Origin of the sequence: Kitasatospora sp. NPDC051170 (assembly GCF_044455705.1) — a bacterium.
Classification (GTDB): domain Bacteria; phylum Actinomycetota; class Actinomycetes; order Streptomycetales; family Streptomycetaceae; genus Kitasatospora.
The window spans coordinates 296,684-320,435 of sequence record NZ_JBITFA010000003.1 but is presented as its reverse complement, the minus strand read 5'-3'; the positions used below and the strand labels follow the sequence as shown (position 1 = coordinate 320,435).

The 23,752-nt window shown below is 74.5% G+C and carries 23 protein-coding genes; 14 read left to right on the top strand and 9 right to left on the bottom strand.

Translation table 11 applies throughout. The features are described 5' to 3' along the window. Positions 1 to 499: 499 nt before the first annotated feature. The 6 genes from ACIBCA_RS08485 (at position 500) to paaE (ending at position 6,082) form a co-directional block, all read left to right on the top strand. Positions 500 to 1,783, top strand: a complete 1,284-nt coding sequence (locus ACIBCA_RS08485) for a M20 family metallopeptidase (protein ID WP_396282076.1) — start codon at positions 500 to 502, stop codon at positions 1,781 to 1,783. Between the two features lie 178 nt (positions 1,784 to 1,961). Next, on the top strand, positions 1,962 to 3,077 hold the full coding sequence (gene paaA, locus ACIBCA_RS08480) for a 1,2-phenylacetyl-CoA epoxidase subunit PaaA (protein WP_396282075.1): 1,116 nt from the start codon (positions 1,962 to 1,964) through the stop codon (positions 3,075 to 3,077). Then, a complete protein-coding gene (gene paaB, locus ACIBCA_RS08475; RefSeq protein WP_031065061.1) occupies positions 3,074 to 3,367 on the top strand; it encodes a 1,2-phenylacetyl-CoA epoxidase subunit PaaB in 294 nt (97 codons plus the stop codon). Before paaA ends, paaB begins: the two co-directional genes overlap by 4 nt. Then, on the top strand, positions 3,351 to 4,289 hold the full coding sequence (gene paaC, locus ACIBCA_RS08470; protein ID WP_396282074.1) for a 1,2-phenylacetyl-CoA epoxidase subunit PaaC: 939 nt from the start codon (positions 3,351 to 3,353) through the stop codon (positions 4,287 to 4,289). Before paaB ends, paaC begins: the two co-directional genes overlap by 17 nt. Beyond that, positions 4,283 to 4,891 (top strand): 1,2-phenylacetyl-CoA epoxidase subunit PaaD, encoded by a 609-nt coding sequence (gene paaD / locus ACIBCA_RS08465; RefSeq protein WP_396282073.1) that lies wholly within the window; start codon positions 4,283 to 4,285, stop codon positions 4,889 to 4,891. The genes paaC and paaD overlap by 7 nt, the downstream gene beginning before the upstream one ends. Next, a complete protein-coding gene (gene paaE / locus ACIBCA_RS08460; RefSeq protein ID WP_396282072.1) occupies positions 4,892 to 6,082 on the top strand; it encodes a 1,2-phenylacetyl-CoA epoxidase subunit PaaE in 1,191 nt (396 codons plus the stop codon). It begins immediately after the preceding gene. Between the two features lie 3 nt (positions 6,083 to 6,085). Here paaE and ACIBCA_RS08455 read toward each other — a convergent pair whose 3' ends face one another. Next, on the bottom strand, positions 6,086 to 7,234 hold the full coding sequence (locus tag ACIBCA_RS08455; protein ID WP_396282398.1) for an NAD(P)-binding domain-containing protein: 1,149 nt from the start codon (positions 7,232 to 7,234) through the stop codon (positions 6,086 to 6,088). Between the two features lie 162 nt (positions 7,235 to 7,396). Beyond that, positions 7,397 to 7,768 carry a YbjQ family protein gene (locus ACIBCA_RS08450; RefSeq protein WP_031065077.1) on the bottom strand — a complete coding sequence of 124 codons (372 nt, stop codon included), beginning with the start codon at positions 7,766 to 7,768 and terminating at the stop codon, positions 7,397 to 7,399. A 124-nt stretch (positions 7,769 to 7,892) separates the two neighbouring features. Here ACIBCA_RS08450 and ACIBCA_RS08445 point away from each other — a divergent pair, with 124 nt between their 5' ends. Together ACIBCA_RS08445 and ACIBCA_RS08440 are read left to right on the top strand one after the other, a co-directional pair. Then, entirely contained in the window at positions 7,893 to 8,840 is a 948-nt protein-coding gene (locus ACIBCA_RS08445) for a hypothetical protein (RefSeq protein ID WP_396282071.1), read from the top strand. A gap of 71 nt (positions 8,841 to 8,911) precedes the next feature. After that, positions 8,912 to 9,667 (top strand): peptidyl-tRNA hydrolase, encoded by a 756-nt coding sequence (locus ACIBCA_RS08440; protein ID WP_396282070.1) that lies wholly within the window; start codon positions 8,912 to 8,914, stop codon positions 9,665 to 9,667. An 81-nt stretch (positions 9,668 to 9,748) separates the two neighbouring features. Here the strand turns inward: ACIBCA_RS08440 and ACIBCA_RS08435 are convergent, their stop codons facing one another. The 4 genes from ACIBCA_RS08435 to ACIBCA_RS08420 all read right to left on the bottom strand — a co-directional run bounded on the left by ACIBCA_RS08435 (position 9,749) and on the right by ACIBCA_RS08420 (position 12,696). Further along, the gene (locus tag ACIBCA_RS08435) at positions 9,749 to 10,309 is read right to left on the bottom strand and encodes an RICIN domain-containing protein (protein WP_396282069.1); all 561 of its coding nucleotides are present in this window, start codon (positions 10,307 to 10,309) and stop codon (positions 9,749 to 9,751) included. A 26-nt stretch (positions 10,310 to 10,335) separates the two neighbouring features. Beyond that, positions 10,336 to 10,752, bottom strand: a complete 417-nt coding sequence (locus ACIBCA_RS08430; RefSeq protein WP_396282068.1) for a hypothetical protein — start codon at positions 10,750 to 10,752, stop codon at positions 10,336 to 10,338. Between the two features lie 257 nt (positions 10,753 to 11,009). Continuing rightward, positions 11,010 to 11,753, bottom strand: a complete 744-nt coding sequence (locus tag ACIBCA_RS08425; protein ID WP_396282067.1) for a hypothetical protein — start codon at positions 11,751 to 11,753, stop codon at positions 11,010 to 11,012. A 10-nt stretch (positions 11,754 to 11,763) separates the two neighbouring features. Further along, entirely contained in the window at positions 11,764 to 12,696 is a 933-nt protein-coding gene (locus ACIBCA_RS08420) for an ABC transporter ATP-binding protein (protein ID WP_396282066.1), read from the bottom strand. 148 nt (positions 12,697 to 12,844) lie between these two features. Here ACIBCA_RS08420 and ACIBCA_RS08415 point away from each other — a divergent pair, with 148 nt between their 5' ends. Both ACIBCA_RS08415 and ACIBCA_RS08410 read left to right on the top strand, forming a co-directional pair. Further along, positions 12,845 to 14,050, top strand: a complete 1,206-nt coding sequence (locus ACIBCA_RS08415) for a sensor histidine kinase (protein WP_396282065.1) — start codon at positions 12,845 to 12,847, stop codon at positions 14,048 to 14,050. A gap of 53 nt (positions 14,051 to 14,103) precedes the next feature. Beyond that, positions 14,104 to 14,769, top strand: a complete 666-nt coding sequence (locus tag ACIBCA_RS08410) for a response regulator (protein WP_396282064.1) — start codon at positions 14,104 to 14,106, stop codon at positions 14,767 to 14,769. Positions 14,770 to 14,900: 131 nt separating this feature from the next. On the opposite strand, the gene ACIBCA_RS08405 is transcribed toward ACIBCA_RS08410, so the two are convergent. The 3 genes from ACIBCA_RS08405 to modA all read right to left on the bottom strand — a co-directional run bounded on the left by ACIBCA_RS08405 (position 14,901) and on the right by modA (position 17,783). Beyond that, positions 14,901 to 15,998: an ABC transporter ATP-binding protein gene (locus ACIBCA_RS08405; protein WP_396282063.1), complete on the bottom strand. Its 1,098-nt coding sequence runs from the start codon at positions 15,996 to 15,998 to the stop codon at positions 14,901 to 14,903. Between the two features lie 64 nt (positions 15,999 to 16,062). Beyond that, the gene (locus tag ACIBCA_RS08400) at positions 16,063 to 16,929 is read right to left on the bottom strand and encodes an ABC transporter permease (protein ID WP_396282062.1); all 867 of its coding nucleotides are present in this window, start codon (positions 16,927 to 16,929) and stop codon (positions 16,063 to 16,065) included. Further along, positions 16,926 to 17,783 carry a molybdate ABC transporter substrate-binding protein gene (modA, locus tag ACIBCA_RS08395; protein WP_396282061.1) on the bottom strand — a complete coding sequence of 286 codons (858 nt, stop codon included), beginning with the start codon at positions 17,781 to 17,783 and terminating at the stop codon, positions 16,926 to 16,928. The genes ACIBCA_RS08400 and modA overlap by 4 nt, the downstream gene beginning before the upstream one ends. 341 nt (positions 17,784 to 18,124) lie before the next feature. On the opposite strand from modA, the gene ACIBCA_RS08390 reads away from it, so the two are divergent. The 4 genes from ACIBCA_RS08390 to ACIBCA_RS08375 all read left to right on the top strand — a co-directional run bounded on the left by ACIBCA_RS08390 (position 18,125) and on the right by ACIBCA_RS08375 (position 23,741). Beyond that, positions 18,125 to 19,192, top strand: coding sequence for an RNA ligase (ATP) (locus ACIBCA_RS08390; protein WP_396282060.1), 1,068 nt, complete (start codon positions 18,125 to 18,127; stop codon positions 19,190 to 19,192). Between the two features lie 397 nt (positions 19,193 to 19,589). Beyond that, the gene (locus ACIBCA_RS08385) at positions 19,590 to 20,468 is read left to right on the top strand and encodes an MHYT domain-containing protein (protein WP_396282059.1); all 879 of its coding nucleotides are present in this window, start codon (positions 19,590 to 19,592) and stop codon (positions 20,466 to 20,468) included. An 88-nt stretch (positions 20,469 to 20,556) separates the two neighbouring features. Further along, the gene (locus ACIBCA_RS08380) at positions 20,557 to 23,334 is read left to right on the top strand and encodes a nitrate- and nitrite sensing domain-containing protein (RefSeq protein ID WP_396282058.1); all 2,778 of its coding nucleotides are present in this window, start codon (positions 20,557 to 20,559) and stop codon (positions 23,332 to 23,334) included. Further along, positions 23,331 to 23,741, top strand: coding sequence for a roadblock/LC7 domain-containing protein (locus ACIBCA_RS08375; RefSeq protein WP_031065113.1), 411 nt, complete (start codon positions 23,331 to 23,333; stop codon positions 23,739 to 23,741). Before ACIBCA_RS08380 ends, ACIBCA_RS08375 begins: the two co-directional genes overlap by 4 nt. Positions 23,742 to 23,752: the final 11 nt, after the last annotated feature.

Below are 23,752 nucleotides of genomic sequence, written 5' to 3'. Positions count from 1 at the left end.
GTGGAAATACCGTGCCTTGGCCGTTTGCGCTGCCGATCGCGGGCGGTGGGTCCATCGTTGGAGATGGGCGTGATCCGATGACCGCGCCCGCGCGCCGAGCCGGTCCCGCGCGCCTCGCACCCGCCGCCGTCCCCCGACGGGCACCGGGGACGGGCGGTCCGGAACCGGCACGCTGGGAGCAGGGCCACCTCGCAGGAAACCGGACGGTTCTTCTAGGCTCACATCTCGGCTTCCCTGCGACGGTACGGCCACTGCGCCCGTCGCCGGCAGGCCGCCGTCCACGGGGCTCCGGGCAGACCGGGGCCACCGGATCGAGCGAGGAGGACGCAATGTCAAGCACGCCGCCCAGCCGTTCCACCGCACTTGGGCCAGACGGGCCGTACCGAGGGGCCGTAGGTCGCCCCGGTCTCCCGGCGGGGCTCGGCCGGGCCACGCGTCCGGGCGGGGGCGGGCGGCCGCTGCGGCCGCTGAATACAGGCCGCACCGGCGGAGGCGTGCGTTGACTCCCCAGATCCTCGGGTCGCCGGCCGCACCGGACGCCGTCACCGAGACCGCCCCCGCCCCGACGGCCAACACCCCCTCCGGCGTCTCCGCCGCGACGGTCACCAAGGCACTGCCCGGGCTGCCGCAGGCGCTCAGTGCCCGGGCCCGCACCCTCTCCGGGGCCGTCAGACGCCGCTGCGCCGACCTGGCCCGGATCGAGTCGCCCAGCGGGGACGCGCCCCGACTCGACGCCCTCGCCGAGGAGTTGGCGTCCGGATTCCGCGCCACCGGCGCCACCGCCCGCCGCGAGCCCGGTCCCGCCGGGGACCATCTCGTCCTGGAGTGGGCGGGGCAGGACGAGTCCCTGCCGCACCTGCTCATCGTCGGCCACCACGACACCGTCTGGCCCGTCGGCACCCTCGCCGACTGGCCGGTCGCCGAAAAGGACGGACTGCTCAGCGGCCCCGGCGTGGTCGACATGAAGGGCGGACTCGCCGTCCTGGAAGGCGCGTTCGCCCTGCTCGCCGACCTCGGGCAGCGCCCGCACCGCACCGTCCGGCTGATCGTCGTCTCGGACGAGGAGGTCGGCAGCCCGGACGGGCGCGGCCTGGTCGAGCGCCAACTGCGCGGGGCGGCGGCCGTGTTGGGCCTGGAGCCGCCGCACCCGGACGGGCGGCTCAAGACCGCGCGGCGCGGCAGCACCCGGGTGCGGCTGACCGTCACCGGGCGGGAGGCGCATGCGGGCAACGACGCGCACGACGGGGTCTCGGCGGTGGACGAGCTGGTCGACCAGCTCGTCCTCGTCCGTGGCCTCGCCCGCCAGCCCGGCACCGAGCTCAACGCCGGGCGGATCAGCGGGGGTTCGCGGGCCAACGTGGTCGCGGGGCGGGCCGAGGCCGAGCTCGGGCTGCGGTTCGCCACCGTCGAGGCCCAGCGCCGTACGCTCGACAACCTGGCCCGGCTCACCGCGCTGCGCCCGGGGGCGCGGGTGCGCACCGAGGTGCTCTCGAGCCGTCCGGCCTGGCCCGAGCGGACGGGCAACCCGCTGCTGCGGCACGTGCGTTCGCTCGCGGCCGTGCTCGGGCAGCAGCTGGACGGCGCCCCGGCGGGCGGGGCGGGGGACACCAACCTGCCGGGTTCGCGCGGGCTGCCGACGCTGGACGGCTTCGGTGCCGTCGGCGCCGGGGCCCACGCCCGGCATGAGCACATCCGCCTCGATCAGCTCGCGCCCCGGATCGCCCTGCTCGCCGCGCTGCTCGCGGTGCCGCTGCCCAGGCTGCGCGACCGGGCGGAGGGCTGACGGCCGGGGCGGGCGGCGAACAGCCGACGGATTTCAGTCGACGGATTGCAGTCGACGAATCACGAGTAACGGATAACGGATAACAGGGAACAGATGACAGCTGACGAAATCCGTCAGCTGTCATCTGTCTGTCCGCCCCTCGGAAGCTCCTTGCCATCCCGCCGCCCCGCCACGCAGAATGGTACCGACCGAACGGTCAGTCGGTCGGCGCCCCGGCGGAGCGCGCCGGGCGCCGCAGAAGCGGGAACGAGAGGGGATCGTGGTGACAGCAGAGGTGGCCGAGGCCGTCCCCGCGCAGACGCCGGAGGACGGGTTCGAGGCGGTGATCGCCGCCGAGCAGCGCATCGAGCCCAGGGACTGGATGCCCGACGCCTACCGGGCGACGCTCATCCGCCAGATCGCCCAGCACGCCCACTCCGAGATCATCGGCATGCAGCCCGAGGGGAACTGGCTCACCCGCGCCCCCTCCCTGCGCCGCAAGGCCATCCTGCTCGCCAAGGCCCAGGACGAGGCCGGTCACGGCCTCTACCTCTACGCCGCCGCCGAGACCCTCGGCGTCGACCGCGCCGAGCTCACCGAGAAACTGATCAGCGGCCGCCAGAAGTACTCCTCGATCTTCAACTACCCCACCCTCACCTTCGCCGACGTCGGCGTGATCGGCTGGCTGGTCGACGGCGCCGCGATCTGCAACCAGGTCCCGCTCTGTCGCTGCAGCTACGGCCCGTACGCCCGCGCGATGGTGCGGATCTGCAAGGAGGAGTCCTTCCACCAGCGCCAGGGCTACGAGCTGCTGATGACGCTGATGCGCGGCACCGACGCCCAGCGCCGGATGGTCCAGGACGCGGTGGACCGCTGGTGGTGGCCCTCGCTGATGATGTTCGGCCCCTCCGACGCCGAGTCCCCGAACACCGCCCGCTCGATGGCCTGGCGGATCAAGCGCCACACCAACGACGAGCTGCGGCAGCGCTTCGTCGACATGACCGTCCCGCAGGCCGAGCACCTGGGCGTCACCCTCCCCGACCCCGAGCTGCGGTGGAACGAGGAGAGCGGCGGCTGGGACTTCGGCGAGCCGGACTGGTCCGAGCTGATGCGGGTCATCAAGGGCCAGGGCCCCTGCAACGCCCAGCGCGTCGACCGCCGCCGCACCGCCCACGAGGAGGGCGCCTGGGTGCGCGAGGCCGCCGTGGCGTACGCGGCCAAGCGCGCCGCCGAACAGGCCGCAGACCAGGCCGCCGAACAAGCCATCGGGCAAGCCGCCGAGCAGGCCGCCGTCGAACAGGAGAGCGCGAAGTGACCGGATCCCAGGCCGGCTGGCCGCTGTACGAGGTGTTCGTGCGCCCCCGGCGCGGGCTCAACCACGTCCACGTCGGCTCGCTGCACGCCGCCGACGACCGCATGGCCCTGCTCGCCGCCCGCGACCTGTACACCCGCCGCAACGAGGGCGTGAGCCTGTGGGTCGTCCGGTCCGACGCGATCACCGCCTCCACCCCGGACGAGCGGGACCCCTTCTTCGAGCCCAGCGGCGACAAGGTCTACCGCCACCCGACCTTCTACGACATCCCCGAGGATGTCCCGCACATCTGACGGGGGAGCCACCGTGCACGAGAACACCACCACAGCCACCGAGGACGACCACGTCTACCTGAGCCTCGTCGAGGCCACCCCCGGCCCCGAGGGCGAGGGCCGCTGGGCCTACGGGACGGGCTTCGCCGACCCGCTGCTCGGCGTGGACACCGCCCTGCCCGCCGGCCTGGACGGAGCCGACCTCGCCGCCTACTGCCTGATGCTCGGTGACGACGCCCTCATCCTGTCCCAGCGGCTGATCGAGTGGTGCACCCGCGCCCCCGAGCTGGAGGAGGAGGTCGCCCTCGCCAACCTCGGCCTCGACCTCCTCGGCCAGGCCCGGCTGCTGCTCACCCGGGCCGGCCAGGCGGACGGCACCGGCCGTACCGAGGACGACCTCGCGTACTGGCGCGAGGAGCACGAGTTCCGCAACGTGCGCCTCGTCGAGACGGGCAACGGCGACTTCGCGTACTCCATCGCCCGGCTGCTGTTGTTCTCCACCGCCCGCGGAGCCCTCTACGAGGCGCTGAGCGCCCACCCCGACCCGGTGCTGGCCGCGGTCGCGGCCCGGGGCGTCAAGGAACTCGCCTACCACCGCGAGTACGCCACCGCCTGGACGCTGCGCCTGGGCGACGGCACCCCGCACTCGGCGCGGCGGATGCAGGTCGGGCTGGACGCCGTCTGGCCGCTGCTGGAGGAGCTGTTCACCGCGCACCCGGCGGAGCTGCGCGCGGGCGGGGCGGACCCGGCGACGCTGCGCGAACCGGTACTGCGCTCGCTCGGCGCCGTCCTCGCCGAGGCCGGGCTGACCGTGCCGGAGGCGGCGCCGCTGGCCACCGTGCTCGGCCGCGGCGGCCGGGACGGTGTCCACACCGAGGCCCTCGGCCCGCTGCTCGCCGAGCTGCAGGTCGTGGCCCGCGCCCACCCGGGGGCGACGTGGTGACCCCGGTCCCCGCCCCGGCCCCGACCCCCGCCACCGCGAGCCGGCCCGGCGGACGGGACCGCACCGACCGGGCCGACCGGGCCTGGTCCGTCGCCGCCGCCGTCCCGGACCCCGAGCTGCCCATGCTCACCCTGGCCGATCTCGGCGTCCTCGCCGCCGTCGAGGCCGACGACCCCGACGGCACCGACGACCCCGACGGCACCGTGACCGCCTGGCTCACCCCGACCTACTCCGGCTGCCCCGCCGTGGCCGAGATGGCCGCCGACGTGGACCGCCGACTGCGCGCCGCCGGGTACCGGGACGTCCGGGTGCGGCTGCGCCTCGACCCGCCGTGGTCCACCGACCTGATCACCGCCGAGGGCCGCCGCAAGCTCGCCGAGGCCGGGATCGCCCCGCCGCGCCCGACCGCGGCCGCCGGAGCCGGCCCGGTCCCGCTCACCCTCGGCCCCACCCGCGCGGCGGTCGCCGCCGCCCCCGTGCCCTGCCCGCACTGCGGCGCCGCGGACACCGAGGAGCTGTCCCGCTTCGGCTCCACCGCCTGCAAGGCGCTCTGGCGCTGCCGCGCCTGCCGGGAGCCCTTCGAACGCGTCAAGGAGATCTGAATGCCCGCCTCCGCCGCCACCCCGGCCGCCGACGCGACCGCCATCCCGGCCGCCGACGCGTCCGCCGCCGAGACTCCCGCCGAGACCCCCGCCGAGACCCCCGCCGCCCGCCGCCCGCTGTTCCACCGGCTGGGCATCGAGCGGGTGGAGCGCCTGTGCGAGGACGCCGTCGCGGTGACCTTCGCCGTGCCGGAGGACCTGGCGGCCGCCTACGCCTTCCGGCCCGGGCAGACGCTGACGCTGCGCAAGGTGGTGGACGGCGTCGACGAGCGCCGCTCGTACTCGATCTGCGCCCCCGTGGGCGGCCCGCTGCGGATCGCCGTGCGGGAGGTGCCCGGCGGGCTGTTCTCCCGCTGGCTGGTGCGCGAGGCCCGGCCCGGCGAGGAGGTGGAGGTGCTCACCCCGACGGGCCTGTTCACCCCCGATCTCGCCGCCCCCGCCGACCACGTGCTCCTGGCGGCGGGCTCGGGCATCACCCCGATGCTGTCGATCGCCGCCTCCGTGCTGGACGCCGACCGCCGCTCCACCGTCACCCTGCTCTACGGCAACCGCCGCAGCGACACCGTGATGTTCGCCGACGAGCTGGCCGACCTCAAGGACCGCTTCCTGGGCCGCTTCCAGCTGGTCCACGTCCTGTCCCGGGAGACCAGGGACGCCGAACTGCTCAGCGGCCGCCTGGACCCGGAGCGGGTGCGCGCCCTGCTGGCCGCGCTGGTGGACGTCCACGAGGTCGGGCACTGGTGGCTGTGCGGTCCCTTCGGCATGGTCGCCGCCGCGAAGGACCTGCTCGCCGAGCTCGGGGTGCCCGCCCGGCGGGTGCACCAGGAGCTGTTCCACGCCGAGGACGAGCCGCTCGCCGAACGCGACGAGGACTGGGACGGCGCCGACGGCGAGGGCACCGGGGAGGCTGGGGAGCGCAGCGAGGTCACCGTCGTCCTCGACGGACGCGGCAGCACCCTCACCCTTCCGCGCGACCGCTCGATCCTGGACGGCGCCCAGCGCTCCCGCCCCGACCTGCCCTTCGCCTGCAAGGGCGGCGTCTGCGGCACCTGCCGCGCCCTGGTCACCGAGGGCGAGGTGGAGATGCGGCGCAACTTCGCCCTGGAGGAGAAGGAGCTCGCCGCCGGCTACGTCCTCACCTGCCAGGCCCGCCCGGTCACCGACAAGGTGACCGTCGACTACGACCGCTGAGGGCTACGCCCCCTGAACCTGGGCGAGGGACGGTTCGAGGTCCTGCCCGGTGGGCTCCCTCAGCGGGTCGCCGAGCAGCCCGACCAGGTCGTTGACGGCGGCGCGGCCCGCCCGGTTGGCGCCGACGGTGCTGGCGGACGGGCCGTAGCCGACCAGGTGGACGCGGGGGTCGAGGGTGGCGCGGGTGCCGGTCAGGGCGATGCCGCCGTGGGGGGAGCGCAGGCCCAGCGGGGCCAGGTGGCCGACCTCGGGCCGGAAGCCCGTCGCCCAGACGATCGCGTCCACGGCCACCTCCTCCTCGCCCCAGACCGCCCCGTGCTCGGTGAGCCGGTCGAACATCGGCCGGCGGCGCAGCGCGCCCAGCTCCTCGGCCCGCCGGTAGGCGACGGACGGGCCCAGCCCGGTCACGCTGACCACACTGAGCGCCGGCAGCCCCTGCCGCACCCTCTCCTCGACCTTGGCCACCACCGCGCGCCCGTACTCCGGGGTGAACGGTCCCTCGTGGAAGACGGGCTCGGAGCGGGTGGCCCAGACCGTCTCGCCGACCGCCGCCACCTCCGACAGCACCTGGATCGCCGAGGCGCCCCCGCCGACCACCAACACGCGCCTGCCCGCGAACTCCTCGGGGCCGCGGTAGTCGGCGTAGTGCAGCTGTCGGCCGGTGAAGCGGCCCGGGTAGTGGGGGAGGAAGGGGCGCGTCCAGGTGCCGGTCGCGTTGATCAGCGCGCGGGTGGACCAGACGCCCCGGTCGGTCTCGACCAGCAGCCGGGAGTCGGGGCGCCCGGACTCGGCACGCACGGCGTGTACCGTGACCGGGCGCACGACGGGGAGCGCGTGCCGCGCCTCGTACGCCGCGAAGTACCCCGGCACCACCTCGCGCGCGGGGGCATCGAGGTCCGGCGGCGGCAGTTCGGCGTCCGGGAGGTCGTGGAAGCCGTGCACGGTGGCCATCCGCAGCGAGGGCGAGCGGTGCGCCCAGGCCCCGCCGGGCGCCTCCCCGGCGTCCAGTACGACGAATCCGCCGGTGCCCGCGCCCCCGTCGGCGTCCGGCCGGTACGGGGCGAAGCCGCGCCGGCGCAGGTGGTACGCCGCGGACAGGCCCGCCTGGCCGGCGCCCACCACGACGACGTCGACCACGGCGACGTCGACCATGGCGGCCTCCGCCACGACGTCGTCCGCCCGACCCAGGGTGATTGAACCGTGAACAGCCATGCCCGGGGAACCGCGGCGGCCCGGCGGATGTTCCCGCCGGGCCGCCCGCTCTCCGCCCGCTCTCCGCCCGCTCGCCGTACGTCCCGTACGCCCGTGCCTCGGTCAGGCGGTGCGGGAGATCACCGCGGCCGTGCCGTAGGCGCAGACCTCCGTGCCCACGTCCGCCGCCTCCGTCACGTCGAAGCGCATCATCAGGACGGCGTTGCCGCCGCGCGCCTTGGTCTGCTCGATCAGCCGCTGCATCGCCTCGTTGCGGCTCTCGACCAGCGTCTTCGTCAGACCGCGCAGCTCACCGCCGATCAGCGACTTGAGGCCCGCGCCGATCTGGCTTCCGATGTGGCGGCTGCGCACGGTCAGGCCGAAGACCTCGCCGATGATGTGGTCGACCTTGTAGCCGGGGACGTCATTGGTGGTCACGACCAGGACGTCGGCGTTCGGGTGCTGCCCGCCGCCGTACTCGTTGATGTCTGCCATGGCCCCCATCCTGCCCCTGTCGTGCGTCCGAGTGACACAGGCGTGGCCGGACCGTGGCCGAGATGCCTCCCGCAAGCCCGTCCGGACCGGTGATCGGACGCCCGAAAGGCCGTACCGTAGCCCCATGGGCGAGCGAAGCGATCATCCACAGGGACCGGGCGCGGCGGAGCACCCGGGCGACCCCGGCGACTCCGGAGCACCGGAGGTCGAGGCGACGGTGGTGCTGGGCCTGCGGATCACCGACTGGCCCGCCCTGCGGGCCGCCGCGATCCGGGCCGTCGAGGACCTGGAATTCGGCGGCGTCGACCCGGCCGGGCAGCGCCGCGAACTGCTGCGTGAGGTCTCCGAGGACGCCAACGCGGCCCTCGGCGCCCTGCTGCACCCGGATCGGCTGGTGGCGGCCATCCCCGGCGTCGAGGCCACCGGCGGCACGTTGGAGATCAGCGTCACCGAGGACTTCACGCCGGACTTCGCCGAACTCTTCCCGCTGGAGGGCGAGGAGGAGGACGGTGGCGCCGGAGCCGACTGGACCCTCACCCCGCGCACCGCCTGCCTCCTCCACGCCCAGCTCCTCGGCCTCGCCGACGCCGCGTACGACGACCTCGAGGAACACGGCGACGACCCGGTCGCCGACGAGGACGACGCCGACTGGACGGTCTTCTCCCGCCTGCCCAAACGCACCTGGACGCTCCACCGCTCCTGGCGCCGCTCCATGGCCCGGGCCTACGACGACCTCGCCGACGACCTCGCCCTCGGCGAATGGCCGCTGCCGCGCTGCCTGGCCGATGAGATCGCGCTGCGGATGGCGCTCCTGGACGCCCGGGCCCTGCTCGGCGCGCAGCCCGAGTCGGTGGCCGACATGATGGGCGACCTGCCGGCCGACCTGTACGACTACGACTGGGACGGCTGCCACGACGAGCTGTTCGGCGTGTACGGCCCCGACGACGGGGACCCGGAACTGGCCGCCGAGCAGCGCACCGAGGCCCTGCTGGCGGCCACCCACCCCGAGGGCTGGTTCCTGATGTACGAGGACGCGGAGGAGCGCGACCCCCAGCGCGGCTATCGCCGCTGAGCAGCGGCGGTGGCTTAGGAGGCGGCCGGGGCGGGGACTGCCCGGGCGGGGCGGGCTGGCATGCTGGACGGGTGACTTCTCCGTTCGACATCCCCGCCCCCGACGCCCGCCCCGACGACCGCTCCCACGACCGCCCCGACGACCGGGACGAGCTGCCGCAGTACGTCCTCCCGCTGGTCGTCCGCCTGGAGAAGGCCACGCCGCCCGGGCGCACGGACGCCCTGGAGACCTCGGCACGGGCGGTGCTGACCCTGCTCTCCGACCCCCGGGCGACCGAGCCGGAGGGCGAGTGGGCCGAGCGGGTCGCGGCCTGGGAGGACGCCCGGATCCGCAAGGTGGTCCGCCGCGCCCGGGGCGGCGAGTGGCGCCGCGCGGGCGAACTGCCGGGTCTCACCGTCCAGGGCCGCGAAGCGGAGGTACGGGTCTACCCCCCGATCCCGCTGGACGGCTGGCCCAAGGACCTCGCCAAGCTCCAGGTCTCCGGCACGGACCTGGAGGAGACCACCGAGCCCACCACCCCCGACCCGGACCTCCCCGTCCTGTGGCTCAACCCGCAGCTGGAGATGAGCGCGGGCAAGACCATGGCCCAGACCGGCCACGCCGCCCAACTGGCCTGGTGGCGCCTGGACGACACCCAGCGAAAGGACTGGGCCGACTCCGGCTTCCCCCTCGCCGTCCGCACCGCCACCCCGGACCACTGGGCCGGCCTGCTCGCCAGCGACCTCCCCGTCGTCCACGACGCGGGCTTCACCGAGATCGCCCCGGGCCCGACCGTCGCGGTCGAGGGCGGCGAGCGCTACTGTCCGGTCGGGCGCCTGCCGCGCTGACCCGACAGCCCCCGGTGCAACGGGAACGGACGGCCCGTCGGGTTCGACGGGCCGTCACGGAACCTCGGGGTCGGGTCGGGGTCAGGACGGGTACCAGCTCTGCTCGGGGCCGTTGTCGCAGGACCACTGGACCACGGGGGCGCCGGGGACGTGGCTGTTGCCCCCGACGCCGATGCACAGGCCGTTGAGGTTCTCCAGCGCGAAGGTGTTCGCGTAGTCGGTCGAGATCTTCCGCCACCAGTGGTCGTTCCAGTCGCCGCAGGGCCACTGCATCAGCTGGGTGTTCAGCGCGCTGGTGCCTCCCGGAACGGCCAGGCACATGGGGGTCCCGCGCTGCAGCGTGCTCTTCAGGTTGACGACGTGGTACCAGGTGGAGCCGTTGAACGTCTTGGTCGGCAGGCGGTCGAACGACCACTCCTGCTCGAACCCGTTGGTGCAGTTCCACTGGATCACGCCGGCGCCGTTGTCGATGCTTCCGGCCCCGACGGCCAGGCACTGGTTGTTGGTGTTGAAGTTGTAGAGGACGGAGTAGTTCGTGTCCGTCGTGGACGCGTTCACCACGCCCCCGGTGCCGAGGACCAGCGCGGGTAAGCCGGCGCACAGGGCGATGATCCTCGCATGGGTCTTCCAGGACTTGACCATGGTCGTCGTCTCCTGACGTCGTCGGTTCAGGTGTAGTCCGGGCTGCAGGCGGAGGGTGCGCGGGTGGTCAGGTCCGTGACGCAGACGTAGTCGTAGAGCACGCTGCCGTTGCTGGCCGGTCCGTGCCACCAGGTGGGAGTGCTGGCGGAGGTGTTGTTGCCGGACGTGTACGCGGAGTAGGTGGAGTCGGGCCACTCGGGCAGCTCGGTCGACTTCCGCTGCGCGATGAAGATCTCGCACTGGTCGCCGGAGTGGTCGTAGGTGTGCCCGGTGACCGTGTTCGCGTCCCAGGTGGTCCAGCCGTAGCAGCTGCCCGACCAGCCCGCCCAGTTGGTGCCCGCCGCATGCGCGCTGGGCGTGGCGAGCAGACTGGCGGCCAGAGCGACGATCGTGCCGGCCGCGACACGTGCGCTGCGGCGCTTCAGGGTTCGCAGATGACGCATGGTTCCGCCCTCCGGAGTGTGGGGGATGTGCGGGATGTGCGGTGTGTCGCCGCAGGTGATGCTAGGTGTGGAGTCGGCGGCCATGGGGAGACCAATACCGGCCAACCGGGGCGGCTCGGGTGCAGGGCCCGGAGGGGGGCTGACAAGTGACACCTGACGTCCGACAGCTGACAGCTGACAACTGACAACTGACGGCGAACGGATGACAGATGACGAAATCTGTCATCCGTTCGCTGGTACTCGTTACCCGTCACCCGTCAGGCCACCTCGCGGCGCCGGATGGCGCGCAGGCCGCCGTAGACGGCTGCCACCGTCCAGAGGGCCATGATCAGCAGGCCCGTCCAGTGGCCGTAGTGGATGTCCGGGTCCGTGTTCAGGTGGGTCGCGTAGAGGCCGGCGCGGTCGGGGAGGAACTGGCCGATCTCGCGGATGCCCGGGATGGCGGCGAGCCAGGTGGTGCCGAGGAAGACCATGGGGGCGATCAGGCCGAGGGCGGCGCTGAAGTTGCCGAGCATGGTGGTCAGTCCGAGGCAGAGCAGGAGCAGGAGGGGGTGGTAGAGCACTCCTGCGAGGAAGGTGCGGGTGAGGCCGGGGGTGGACAGGTCCAGGCCGGTGGTGCCCGCGACGGCGAGGAAGCAGCCGGTGGCCGAGAGCAGGCCCAGCATCAGGCCGAGGCCGGCGCCGAGGGCGAGCTTGGCGCCGTACAGGCGGGCGCGGTGTGGCACGGCGGTGAGCGAGGTGCCGATCATCCGGGTGTTGAACTCCTGCCCGATCAGCAGGATTCCGAGGCAGGCCACCGCGACGTGGCCGAACAGCAGCCCGTAGTAGATCGAGACCGCCGGGTCCTCGGTGAGGGAACGGTCTTTGGAGCCGTAGGCGGCGTTGACGGCGCAGGTGATGCCCACGGTCAAGGCCAGCGCGACCAGCGGGGCCGCCCACTGCGAGGGCAGGGTGGTGAACTTGATCCGTTCGGCGCGCAGGGCGGCGGCGGTCGGGCGCATGTCGGTGCTCCTAGCTCTGGGCGGAGGTGGCGGGTTCGGTGGCGCGGTACTCGACGCTGTCGGCGGTCATCCGCATGAACGCCTCCTCCAGCGAGTCCCGCTGGACGGCGATCTCGTACAGCACCACGCCGTGTTCGGCGGCGAGCGCGGCGATCCGCTCGGGCGGGGCGCCCGTCACCTCCCAGGCGCCGTCCTCGGCCGGGGCGGCGTCCAGGTCGCGGCCGACGTGGCGGAACAGGGCGGCCAGCCTGACCGGGTCGACGGCGCGTACGCGGACACGGGTGCGGCCGTGGCGGTCGATGAACTCGGAGGTGGCCGCGTCCGCGAGCAGCCGTCCCCGGCCGATGACCACCAAGTGGTCGGCGGTGAGCGCCATTTCGCTCATCAGGTGGGAGGAGACCAGCACCGCCCGCCCCTCGGCGGCGAGTTGGCGCAGCAGGGTGCGGATCCAGCGGATGCCCTCCGGGTCCAGGCCGTTGACCGGCTCGTCCAGCAGAAGCACGGGTGGGTCTCCGAGCAGGGCCGCGGCCACGCCGAGGCGCTGGCGCATGCCGAGTGAGAAGCCGCGCACGCGCCGCCCGGCGGCGTCCGTCAGGCCGACCTGGTCGAGGACTTCGCCCACCCGGCGTTCCGGCAGGCCGTTGCTCGCGGCCAGCCAGCGCAGGTGGCCGTGCGCCGTGCGTCCGCCGTGCAGCGCGTGGGCGTCGAGCAGGGCGCCCACCCGCCGGAGCGGGGAGTCGAGTTCGGCGTACCGGCGGCCGTCGACCAGGGCCTGTCCGGCGGTGGGCCGGTCGAGGCCGAGGAGCAGGCGCAGGGTGGTGCTCTTTCCGGCGCCGTTGGGGCCGAGGAAGCCGGTCACCAGGCCCGGCCGGACGTCGAAGGTGAGGTCGTCGACGACGCGCCGGTCGTCGTACACCTTGGTCAGGCCCCGGATCTCGATCATGTCTGCGCTCCTTCGCGTTCGCCCCGCCGGTCGTCGTCGGTGACAAGTCCACCGGAGCGGCCCCGTCGGCACATCCCGCTGCGGCGGGGACGGGCCTCCCTCCCGGGAGGGAGGCCGGGAAGGCGGCTGACCTGGCAGGATGGGTCGCATGTCCAAGATCGTCGCGCCGCTGCTGGCGGGCACCACCTACGCCCGCCTCCTGCACCTGCTGGTCGGCTGGATCTTCGCGGGCGTGGTGCTGATGATCTACCCGGGCACGTACGACAAGGGGCTCGGCGAGATCCTGGCGAAGAGCGTCGCCGTGGACACCGTGCTGCTGGCGCTGGTCGCGCTCGTCCCGGCGGCGCGGCGCGCCGAGGGCGTGCAGGCGCGGCTGCTGCTCGTGCCCGAGCGCGAGGAGGACATCGGGGCGGAAGCGTCGCGGAGTTGGGCTGACCGGCGGCGTACGGCGGGCTGGCTGATCGGGCGGGTGGCGCTCGGATCGGCGGTCGGCTTCGCCCTGGCCTTCGGGCTGCCCGCCGTGTACCAGCTGCTGACCGGTGTCGGCGGGTGGTGGGGGCTGCCGTTCGCGCCGCTGCTCCTGCTCGGCTGCGGGCGGCTGGTCGTCGGGGCGGGGCGGCTTCAACTCGCCATGGCCGTCGCCCTGCTGGGGCCGTCCCCGGCCGAGCGGCTGGCGGAGGCCGAGCTGCGGGCCGAACGGCTGCTGGAGCGCAACCGGTTGGCCCGCGAGCTGCACGACTCCATCGGGCACGCCCTCACGGTGACGGTCATCCAGGCCGGGGCGGCGCGGGAGGTCGGTGATCCGGCGTTCGCCGCCCGGGCGTTGGAGGTCATCGAGGAGACCGGCCGCCGGGCCATGGAGGACCTCGAACGCACCCTCGTGCTGCTGCGCGAGGCCCCGCCCGACGCGGGCGGCGGGGCCGCGGAGCAGCCCGGACTCGGGCAACTGCCCGGGCTCTTCGACACCGTCCGCGCCGCCGGCAGCCCTGTCGACGCGACGATCGAGGTCGCCGAGGGGGCGCTGCCCCGGGTGCTCTCGCGGGAGTCCTACCGGATCGTGCAGGAGGGCGTCACCAATGCGCTCAAGTACGCGCCGGGGGAGCTGGTCGACGTGCGGATCGCCGTCGAGGACGGGCTGTTGGAGATGCGCTGCGCCAACCGGCTTCCGAGCGAGGGGAGTTCGGCGCGCATGCACGGCGACGGCAACGCGGTTGCCCGGAGGGGCGGAAAGGGCCTGCGTGGCATCCAGGAGCGCGCGGCCCTGCTCGGCGGGCGAGCGGCGGCGGGGCCGCGTGAGGAAGGCGGTGGACAGTGGGTGCTCGAGGTGAGCCTTCCGCTGCACCTGGGCTCGTGACGGACGAGCGCGACGGACGGGATGGAAGGGATGGACGGGACGAGGGCACCGGCATGACGACGAGGATCCTGCTCGCCGACGACGAGGAACTGGTCAGGCTCGGCATCAGGGCCGTCCTGGAGGCGCAGCCCGACCTGACGGTGGTCGGCGAGGCCGCGGACGGCGCCGAGGCGCTCGCCCTCGCCCGTGCGCTGCGTCCGGACGTCGTGCTGATGGACGTCCGGATGCCGGTGCTGGACGGCCTCGCGGCCACCCGCGAACTGCTGCGCCCGGGAGCACCGGGGGAGAGGCCGCCGAAGATCCTCGTCGTCACCACCTTCGAGAACGACGACTACGTCTACGAGGCGCTGCGCGCCGGTGCGGACGGCTTCCTGCTCAAGCGCTCCCGCCCGGCCGAAATCGCCCACGCCGTACGCCTGGTGGCGGCGGGGGAGTCGCTGCTCTTCCCGGCCGCGATTCGCCGGCTGTCGGCCGGGCGCGGCAACCCGCAGGCCCGGGCGGCGATGGCCCGGGCGACCCTGACCGAGCGCGAGGCGGAGGTCCTGCGGCTGGTCGCGGGCGGCCTGAGCAACGGCGAGATCGCCGAACGCCTCTACCTCGGCGTGCAGACGGTGAAGACGCACGTGAGCAACGTACTGACGAAGCTCGGCGCACGGGACCGGACCCAGGCGGTGATCGCCGCGTACGAGTCGGGCTTCGTCGAGCCGTCGGGCGACTGAGAGCGGCGGACGGCGGGTGGCGAACGGCGGACAGCGCACAACGGACAATCGACAGCGAACGGATGACAGATGGTGAAATCCGTCATCCGTTCGCTGTCGACTGTCAGCCGTCGGCCGTTCGCCGCCAGGTGTCAGGCCGGGTAGGCGTGGGTCTGGGTCGCCTTGACGGAGGCCCAGACCTTGGTGCCCGGGGTGAGGCGGAGGTCGGCGACGGCGGCGGCGGTGAGGTCGGCGGCCATGGGGAGGGGGCCGGTGAGGTCGGCGCGGACCTGGTCGCCGTGGAGGTCGAGGCCCGTGACCTCGGCGGGCCACAGGTTGCGGGCGCTGGTCTGGGGACGTTCGCGGTAGAGGGTGACGGCGGAGGGCGGGAAGGCGACGAAGGCGGGGCCGGTGAGGTCTTCGGTGGTGGCGAGGACCGTGCCGTCCGGGAGGGTGACATGGGGACCGTCGGCGACGCCCTGGTAGAGATTGAGGCCGACCAGGCGGGCGATGTAGTCGGTACGCGGGCGGCGGGCGATCTCGGAGGGGCTGCCGGACTGCACCTCGCGCCCCTCCTCGATCACCACCAGCCGGTCGGCCAGCACCATGGCGTCCAGCGGGTCGTGGGTCACCAGCACCGCGACCGCCTCGAACTCGGCGAGGTGGCGGCGCAGTTCGGCCCGTACGTCCAGTCGGGTGCGGGCGTCCAGGGCGGCCAGGGGCTCGTCCAGCAGGAGCAGCCGCGGCCGCACCGCCAGCGCCCGGGCGAGGGCCACCCGCTGCGCCTGCCCGCCGGAGAGGCGGCCGGGGCGGACGGAGGCGTGCTCGGCCAGGCCGAGGCGCTCCAGCCAGGCCTGGGCCTGTGCGCGGGCCTCGCGCTTGGGGCGGCCCTGGCAGCGCGGGCCGAAGGCGACGTTGTCGAGGGCGCTGAGGTGGGGGAAGAGCAGGTAGTCCTGGAACACCACGCCGACCGGCCGCTCCTCGGCGGGGGCGCGCAGCCGCCGGGCGGGGGCCTCCAGCAGGCGTCCGTCCAGGCTGAGGTGTCCGCCGGTGAGCGGCAGCAGTCCGGCGAGGGCGCGCAGGGCGGTGGACTTGCCGGCGCCGTTGGGGCCGAGCAGGGCGACGACCTCGCCGGGCTCGGCGGTGAGCGCGAGGTCGAGGGTGAACGCGGGCCGTTCGACCAGCAGCCGGGCGTCCAGTGCGGACGCGGCCGGGAAGTCGGACACGGCGAGGGTCGACGTGCTGCTCACCCTGCTCCTCCTCGGGGCCTCACGCTCGGGGGTCTCACACTCGGGGGTCTCACGCGCAAGGTCGTCACGGCGTGCTCAGCCAGCGCTCGCGCAGCCCGACCAGGACGGCGACGGAGACCAGCAGCAGCACCAGCGACAGCGCGATCGCCGCCTGCGGGTCGGACTCCATGGCCAGGTAGACGGCCAGCGGCATGGTCTGGGTGCGGCCGGGGAAGTTCCCGGCGAAGGTGATCGTCGCCCCGAACTCGCCGAGCGCCCGCGCCCAGGCGAGCACGGCGCCGGCGGCGATCCCGGGGGCGATCAGCGGCAGGGTGACCCGTCGGAAGGCGGTCAGCCGCCCGGCGCCGAGGGTGGCGGCGGCCTCCTCGTAGCGCGGGTCTGCCGCCCGCAGCGCGCCCTCGACGCTGATCACCAGGAACGGCATCGCCACGAACGCCTCGGCGATCACCACCCCGGTGGTGGTGAAGGGCAGGGTGAGGCCGAAGGCGGAGTCCAGCCAGGAGCCGACGATCCCGCGCCGCCCGAGGACGAGCAGCAGGGCGACGCCGCCGACCACCGGCGGCAGCACCAGCGGCAGGGTGACCAGCGCCCGTACGAGCCGCCGCCCGGGCAGTTCGGTGCGGGCGAGCAGCCAGGCCAGCGGGACGCCGAGGACCAGCGACACCGCCGTGGCGGCCGTGGCGCTGATCAGGGAGAGCCGCAGGGCGTCCCAGACGGCCGTGCTGGTCAGCTGCTCGGACAGTCCGCTCCACGGCGCCCGGATCAGCAGGCCGGCCACCGGCAGGATCAGGAACGCGAGCCCGAGCAGGGCCGGGAGCAGCAGCGCCAGCGGGGCACGGGCCCGCCGCGGGCGCGGCCGCCGCCCCGGCCCCGGCAGGGTCGGCGGGGGTGCGGCGTCGCCCGCGGGGCCGGTGGGTGTGCGGGGGTTCACGGCGCCTGGAAGCCCGCCGCGGTGAGCACCTGCCGGGCCTCGGGCGAGGTGACGTACGCGAGGAAGGCGGCGGCGCCGTCCTTGTTGGGGGCCTTGGCGAGCGTCGCGACGGGGTAGTCGTTGACGGCCTTGGCGGCTTCGGGGAAGTCCACGCCGTCGATCTTCGCAGCATCGGCGTGCACATCGGTCTTGTACACCAGCGAGGCGTCGACCTCGCCGAGTTCGACCTTGGTGAGGGCGCCCTTGACGTCCTGCTCCAGGGTGACGGGCGTGAGCTGCAGGTCGGCGGCCTTGAGCGCGGTCAGGGCGGCGGCGCCGCAGGGCACCTCCTTCGCGCAGAGCGCGACCTTCACGCCGGGGGCGGTGAGGTCCTTGAGCCCCGCGACGTGCTTGGGGTTGCCCTTGGGCACGGCGATGGTGAGGGTGTTCCTGACGAAGGTGGTGGGCTGGCCGCTGACGCCGCCCGCGTCGGTGACGGTCTTCATGGTGGCGGGGCTGGCGGCGGCGAACACGTCGGCCGGGGCGCCGGAGTTGATGCTGGTGGCGAGGCTGGAGCTGCCGCCGAAGTTGAAGACGACCTTGGCGCCGGGGTTGGCCGCCTCGAACTTCTTGCCGAGGTCGGTGAAGGTCTCCTTGAGCGAGGCGGCCGCGAACACGGTGACGGTCCCGCGGGCCTTCACCGCGCCGCCGGCCGAGGCGGGGGCGGAGGGCGCCGCGGAGGTCCCCGAGTCCGAGGAGGAGGACGAGCCGCAGGCGGAGGCGCCCAGGCCCAGGGCGAGGACGGCGGCGCAGGCCACGACGAGCCGCCGGGCGGGCGTGCGGGCAGGCGTGCGTACGGGCGTGCGGGTGCTCATCGGGGCTTCCCTCCGGGGCGCGCGCCGGAAGGGGCGCGGGGCGGCGGCGCCGCGGCTGCGGCCTTGTCGGCGATCATAGTGCCGCACGTGCGAGCGATTCGTCCCCTGTCGCTTCGCACAGGCGAGGGAAGAACCGGCGGCGCCCTCGCCTGTCGGATGACTCAACCCCCCTCGATATCGAGCGCCCGGCCCCCGGCGCCGGAAATTGCCTCGCGCGCCGGACCGCCGACCGGCGAGAGTGTGCGCACGTCCGAACGACAGTCCGAGCGACCTGTCCGAACGACCCGTCCGACTGACCGGCCGAACCGTCCCGGCCGAGCCCTAGGGGAGGAGTCCGTCCCATGTCCACGCTTCGCGTCACCGCCGAGAAGCTGATCGTCCTGGAGCACCCGAACGCCGATGCCCTGGAGCTCGCGCAGGTCGGGCTCTACCGGGCGGTGGTGGCCAAGGGCGCCTACCGGACGGGTGACTACGCCGTCTACATCCCCGAACAGTCCGTGCTCCCCGAGGAGTTGATCGAGGAGCTGGGGCTGACCGGCAAGCTGGCCGGGGCCCGGGCCAACCGCGTCAGGGCCGTACGGCTGCGGGGCGAGCTCTCCCAGGGCATCGTCTGCCGGCCCGCCGCGTTGGCCGGCGCGGACCTGGAGGCCGCCGCCGGGAGCGGCGAGGACTTCGCCGAGCTGCTCGGGGTCGTCAAGTGGCAGCCGCCGGTGCCGGTGTCGATGAGCGGGGAGGCCGTCAGCGCCCCCGACCTGCTGCCCTGGGTCGACATCGAGAACCTGAAGCGCTACCCGGACGTCTTCGAGCCGGGCGAGCCGGTCGTGCTGACCGAGAAGCTGCACGGCAGCTGCTGCCTGCTCACGTACACCGCCGCCACCGGGGAGGTGCAGGTCTCCTCCAAGGGGATCGGCGCGCAGGGCCTCGCGCTGGTCGAGACCGAGCGCAACCTCTACTGGCGCACGGTGCGGGCCCACGGCATACCCGAGGTCGCGGCCCGGCTGGCCGAGCGGCTGGGCGCCGAGCGGGTCGGCATCTTCGGCGAGGTCTTCGGCGAGGGCGTGCAGGACCTCACCTACGGCGCCACCGCCCGCGCGGGCCTGCCCGGGTACGCGGCCTTCGACGTGTCGGCCGTCATCGACGGGCGGCTGACGTGGCTGGACGCCGCCGAACTGCTGGACGGTCAGCTGCCGTTGGTGCCCGAGCTGTGGCGCGGGCCGTTCGACCGCGAGACGGTGCTGGCCTTCGCCGAGGGGAAGGAGACCCACTCCGGGCGCGGACTCCACCTGCGCGAGGGCGTGGTGGTCCGCCCGGTCACCGAGCGCTGGAGCATGCTGCTGGGCGCCCGGGCCATCGCCAAGGTGGTCAGCGACGCCTACCTGACCCGCAAGGGCGGCACCGAGTACGAGTGAGACGTGCGGGTGGGGTGCGGAGCGATAGTCTCCGCACCCTTCCCGTGGTGATTACCCGTCAGTACGGTGGTCGGACCGCCCGCGCTCAAGGAGTGCCGATGACCACCCAGCGTTGGAGCGCGGCGCCGTGTCCCCGAGGTAGGGCCCGGAAGGTAGGGCCCAGGGTCGGACACAGGACTGGGCACAGGACCGGCCCATTCGAACATACCGGAGCCGACCTGCGGGTAGCTTTTCAGATCTTCCGGCCATCAATTCGGGCCCCTCGATAGCGTCCCACGCACCCCGGGCCAGGCGTGCACATGCACTTGGCATATGACGGCACCGGCCGTCCGCCCGTCCCGGGGAGCCCGGGCGCACCTCGTACCGCCCCGGGCCCGACCGGTCGACCGGAGGTCCGATGGGCACCCTCAACCACTTCAGCTTCGGCTGGCTGACGCCCGCGCTCTCGTACGTCATGGCCTGCGCCGGCGCCGCCCTGGGCCTGCGCTGCACCCTGCGCGGCCTCGCGGCGGGCGGCGCCGCCCGCCGCAACTGGCTGCTCACGGCCGCCGCCGCGATCGGCTCCGGCATCTGGACGATGCACTTCGTGGCGATGTTCGGCTTCACCGTCGACGGCACCGAACTGCGCTACAACGTGCCGCTGACCGTCCTCAGCCTGCTGGTCGCCGTCCTGGTCACGGGCCTCGGGCTCACCGTCGTCTGCTACGGCCGCCACCGGGGCCTGTCCCTCCTCGCCGGGGGCGTCACCACGGGCCTGGGCGTCGCCGCGATGCACTACCTCGGCATGGCCGCCCTCCGGATGCACGGCGGCCTGCACTACGACGCCGGCACCGTCGCGCTCTCCGTCCTCGTCGCGGTCGGCGCCGCCACCGCCGCCCTCTGGGCCGCCGTCACCATCCGCAACGTGTACGCGGCCGCCGCCGCCTCGCTGGCCATGGGCATCGCCGTCACCTGCATGCACTACACCGGCATGGCCGCCGTCCACGTCCGGCTCGACCCCGAACGCACCGGGCTCGGCGGGGCCAGTCCGATGGAGTTCGTCTTCCCGCTCGCCGTCGGCCTCGGGTCCTTCCTCTTCCTCGCCTCCGCCTTCGTCGCGCTCTCCCCGACCGCCCAGGAGCGGGCCGGCTACCGGGAGGCGGGTGAACTGGCCATCGAGGAGTTCCCGGCGGGGCGGGAGCGCGTCGCGGCGCGCCCCGGACCAGGCTCCACGCCCACGCGCACGCCCGGCGCGGAGGCCGAGCACGAGCCCGTACGGCAGCACCGCGCCGCCTGAGCGCACCCGACACCGCCCATTCCCCCGCCGACCTCTCCCGCCGACCTCTCCCGCCCGACCTCTCCCGCACTGGAAAGGCTGCTCACCCATGCGAGAAGACCGCGGTCACGCCCCCGGCGCGCGCCGGGGCGCCCACGCCGGGCCTCCGGCGCGCCAGCCGCGCCCGGGCCCCTGGCTGCGCCGCCTGCGCCCCCGGTCGGTCCGCGCCCGGATCATCGCCCTGCTGATGGTGCCGGTCGTCTCCGTGATCGGCCTGTGGGGGTTCGCCACCGTCACCACCGCCCAGGGCGTCTGGGACCTGCTGCGCCAGCGCGACGCCCAGCGCACCGTCCTCACACCGCTGTGCGACACCGTCGCGGGACTCCAGGCCGAACGCGCCGCCGCCGGACAGCTCCTGGCCGCCGCCCAGGGCGCCCCCACCGCCGCCCGCGAGGGTGACCTGCGCACCGCCGCGGCCGGCACCGACCGCGCCTTCGCCCCGCTCTTCCCCGACCCCGGCCGCCCCGGCCAGGGCTACAACCGGGCCGACGCCCAGGGCCTCGGCGCCGAGGCCGCGGCCCGGCTGGACGCCCTCGCCGGGTCCCTCGCCGCCCTGCCCGAGCTGCGCGCCCGCGTGCTCGCCCGGGGTGTCGGCTGGCCCGAGGCGTACGCGGCGTACGGGCAGGCGGTGGACCGGGCGCTCGCGGCCTCCACGGCCGTCACCGTGCGGCTCGGGCCCGGCGGCAGCGGCGGTGACGCCGACGTACGAGCCCCGCTCGACCTCGCCCGCTCCCGCGAACTCCTCGCCCGCGAGGACGCGTTGCTGCGCGCCGCCCAGCTCTCCGGCACCCTCGGCGACGACCAGTGGCGGGAGTTCTCCGGCGCGGCCTTCGCCCGGCGGGAGTTCCAGCAGTCGGTCGCCGGTGCGCAGCCGACCAACAACGTGCAGCCGATGAACAGTGCGCAGCGGACGAACAGCGTGCAGTCGATGAACTCTGTTCAGCCCACGAACGGCCCGGAGGCCGCCGCCGACGACCAGGACCGCCGCGACCTCGCCGCCTACGAGGAGAAGGTGCGCACCGCGCCCGACGCCCGTACCGCGCTGGCCGCCGTGCCCGCCGACCGGTGGGCGCTGGTGGCGGGCAACACGGCCCGCGCGCTCAGGGCCGCCGAGGACCGGGCGGGCCGCCTCGCCGCCGAGAGCCGCAACCCCTACGCCCTGGGCCTGTTCACCCCTGCCGGGATCGCCGTGCTGCTGGGCCTGTTCGCGGTGGTCGCCTCGCTGGTGATCTCCGTGCAGATCGGGCGCGGACTCGTCATCGAGCTGATCGGCCTGCGCAACTCGGCCCTGGACCTCGCCGGGCGCAAACTCCCGGCCACCATCCGCAGGTTGAGGGCTGGCGAGGAGGTGGACGTCGAGGCGGAGGCGCCCCGGCCGTCGGCCGGAAGCGCCGTGGGCGGCGACGAGATCGGCCAGGTGCACCGGGCGCTGGGCACCGTGCAGCGCGCGGCCGTCACGGCGGCGGTGGAGCGGGCCGAGGTGCTGTCCGGGGTCTCCGGGGTGTTCGTCAACCTCGCCCGCCGCAGTCAGGTGCTGGTGCACCGCCAGCTCACCCTGCTGGACTCGATGGAGCGCCGCACCGAGGACCCGTCCGAACTCGCCGACCTCTTCCGGCTCGACCACCTCACCACCCGAATGCGGCGCCACGCCGAGGGCCTGATCATCCTCTCCGGCGCCGCCCCCGGGCGCGCCTGGCGCCGGCCCGTCCCGCTGGTGGACGTGGTGCGCGCGGCCGTCTCCGAGGTCGAGGAGTACGCCCGGGTCGAGGTGCACCCGCTGCCGCGCGTCGCCGTCATGGGTCACGCCGTCGCCGACCTGACACACCTGGTGGCCGAACTCGTCGAGAACGCCACGGGGTTCTCCCCGCCGCACACCCGGGTGCACGTGCGCGGCGAACGGGTCGGCAACGGCTACGCGCTGGAGATCGAGGACCGGGGCCTGGGCATGGGGGCGGCGGCGCTGGCCGACGCCAATCAGCGCATCGCCGCCGCCGAACAGTCCGACCTGTTCGACAGTGACCGGCTGGGCCTGTTCGTGGTCAGCCGGCTCGCCCGGCGGCACGACGTCAGGGTCTCGCTGGTGACCTCCGCGTACGGCGGCACCACGGCCGTCGTCCTGCTGCCGACCGGGCTGCTGGCCGACGGGAGCGGGCAGTCGCCCCAACGGCTCGATCCCGTTGAGGAGTTGGACATCGAGGAGTTGGACATCGAGCCGGTGACACCCCGGCGGACTCCGGCCGTTCCAACGGCTCCGACGGCTCCGACGGCTCCCGCGTACGCGCCGACGGTGACTCCTCCGGCGGCGGGTGGGCCGCCGCCGGAGGCCGGGGAGGGGGCGGCGCTGCTGCCCTTCGGGGGCAGGGCCGGGGAGTCGGGCCCGGCGCGCCACGTCCCGTACCGCTCCTCGCAGCGCCCGGTGGCGGACGGCGGCCCGGGCAGCGCCGTGCGTCCGCGCTCCGGCCCCGAATGGTCCGAACCGCCGGTCGGTGAGGAGGAGTTGCCGCGCCGCGTCCGCCAGGCCAGCCTGGCGCCGCAGCTGCGGGCCGCCCCCGAGCGGCCGGATCCGCGTCGCGGCCGGTTCACGTCCGGGGCTGCCGTCGGGGCTGCCGTCGGGCCCGAGGAGCGAAGCCCGGAGGAGGCGCGGGCCGCGATGGCCGCCTTCCAGACCGGGTGGGCGCGCGGCTCCCGGCCGTACGGCGAAGCGCCGTACGGCCGCACGAGCGAGCGGCTCGGTGAGCGGCTCGGCGACGGGCCCGGCGATCCGCCCGGCGACCGGCCGGGCGAGCGCCACCTGCCAGAGCACCGACCCGAAGGAGAGACCACATGATCGGTACCACCCACCGCGCGGGCGAGTTGAACTGGCTCCTCGACGAGCTGGCCCAGCGCGCCCCGGAGGTCCGCTTCGCCGTGATGCTCTCCGCGGACGGCCTGGCCATCGGCAGCTCCGCCGGCCTCCAGCGCGAGGACGGCGACCACCTCGCCGCCGTCGCCTCCGGCTTCCACAGCCTCGCCAAGGGCGCGGGCCGCCACTTCGGCGCGGGCGAAGTGCGCCAGACCATGGTCGAGTTGGAGGGCGGCTACCTGCTGGTCGCCGCCGCCGGCGAGGGCACCTGCCTGGCCGTGTTCACCACCGCCCGCGCCGATCTGGGCCTGATCGCCTACGAGATGGCGAGGATGGTGCGCCGCGTCGGCGAGCACCTGGGCACCGCACCGCGCGCGGTCCACGGCGGGTGAGCCCGGTGCAG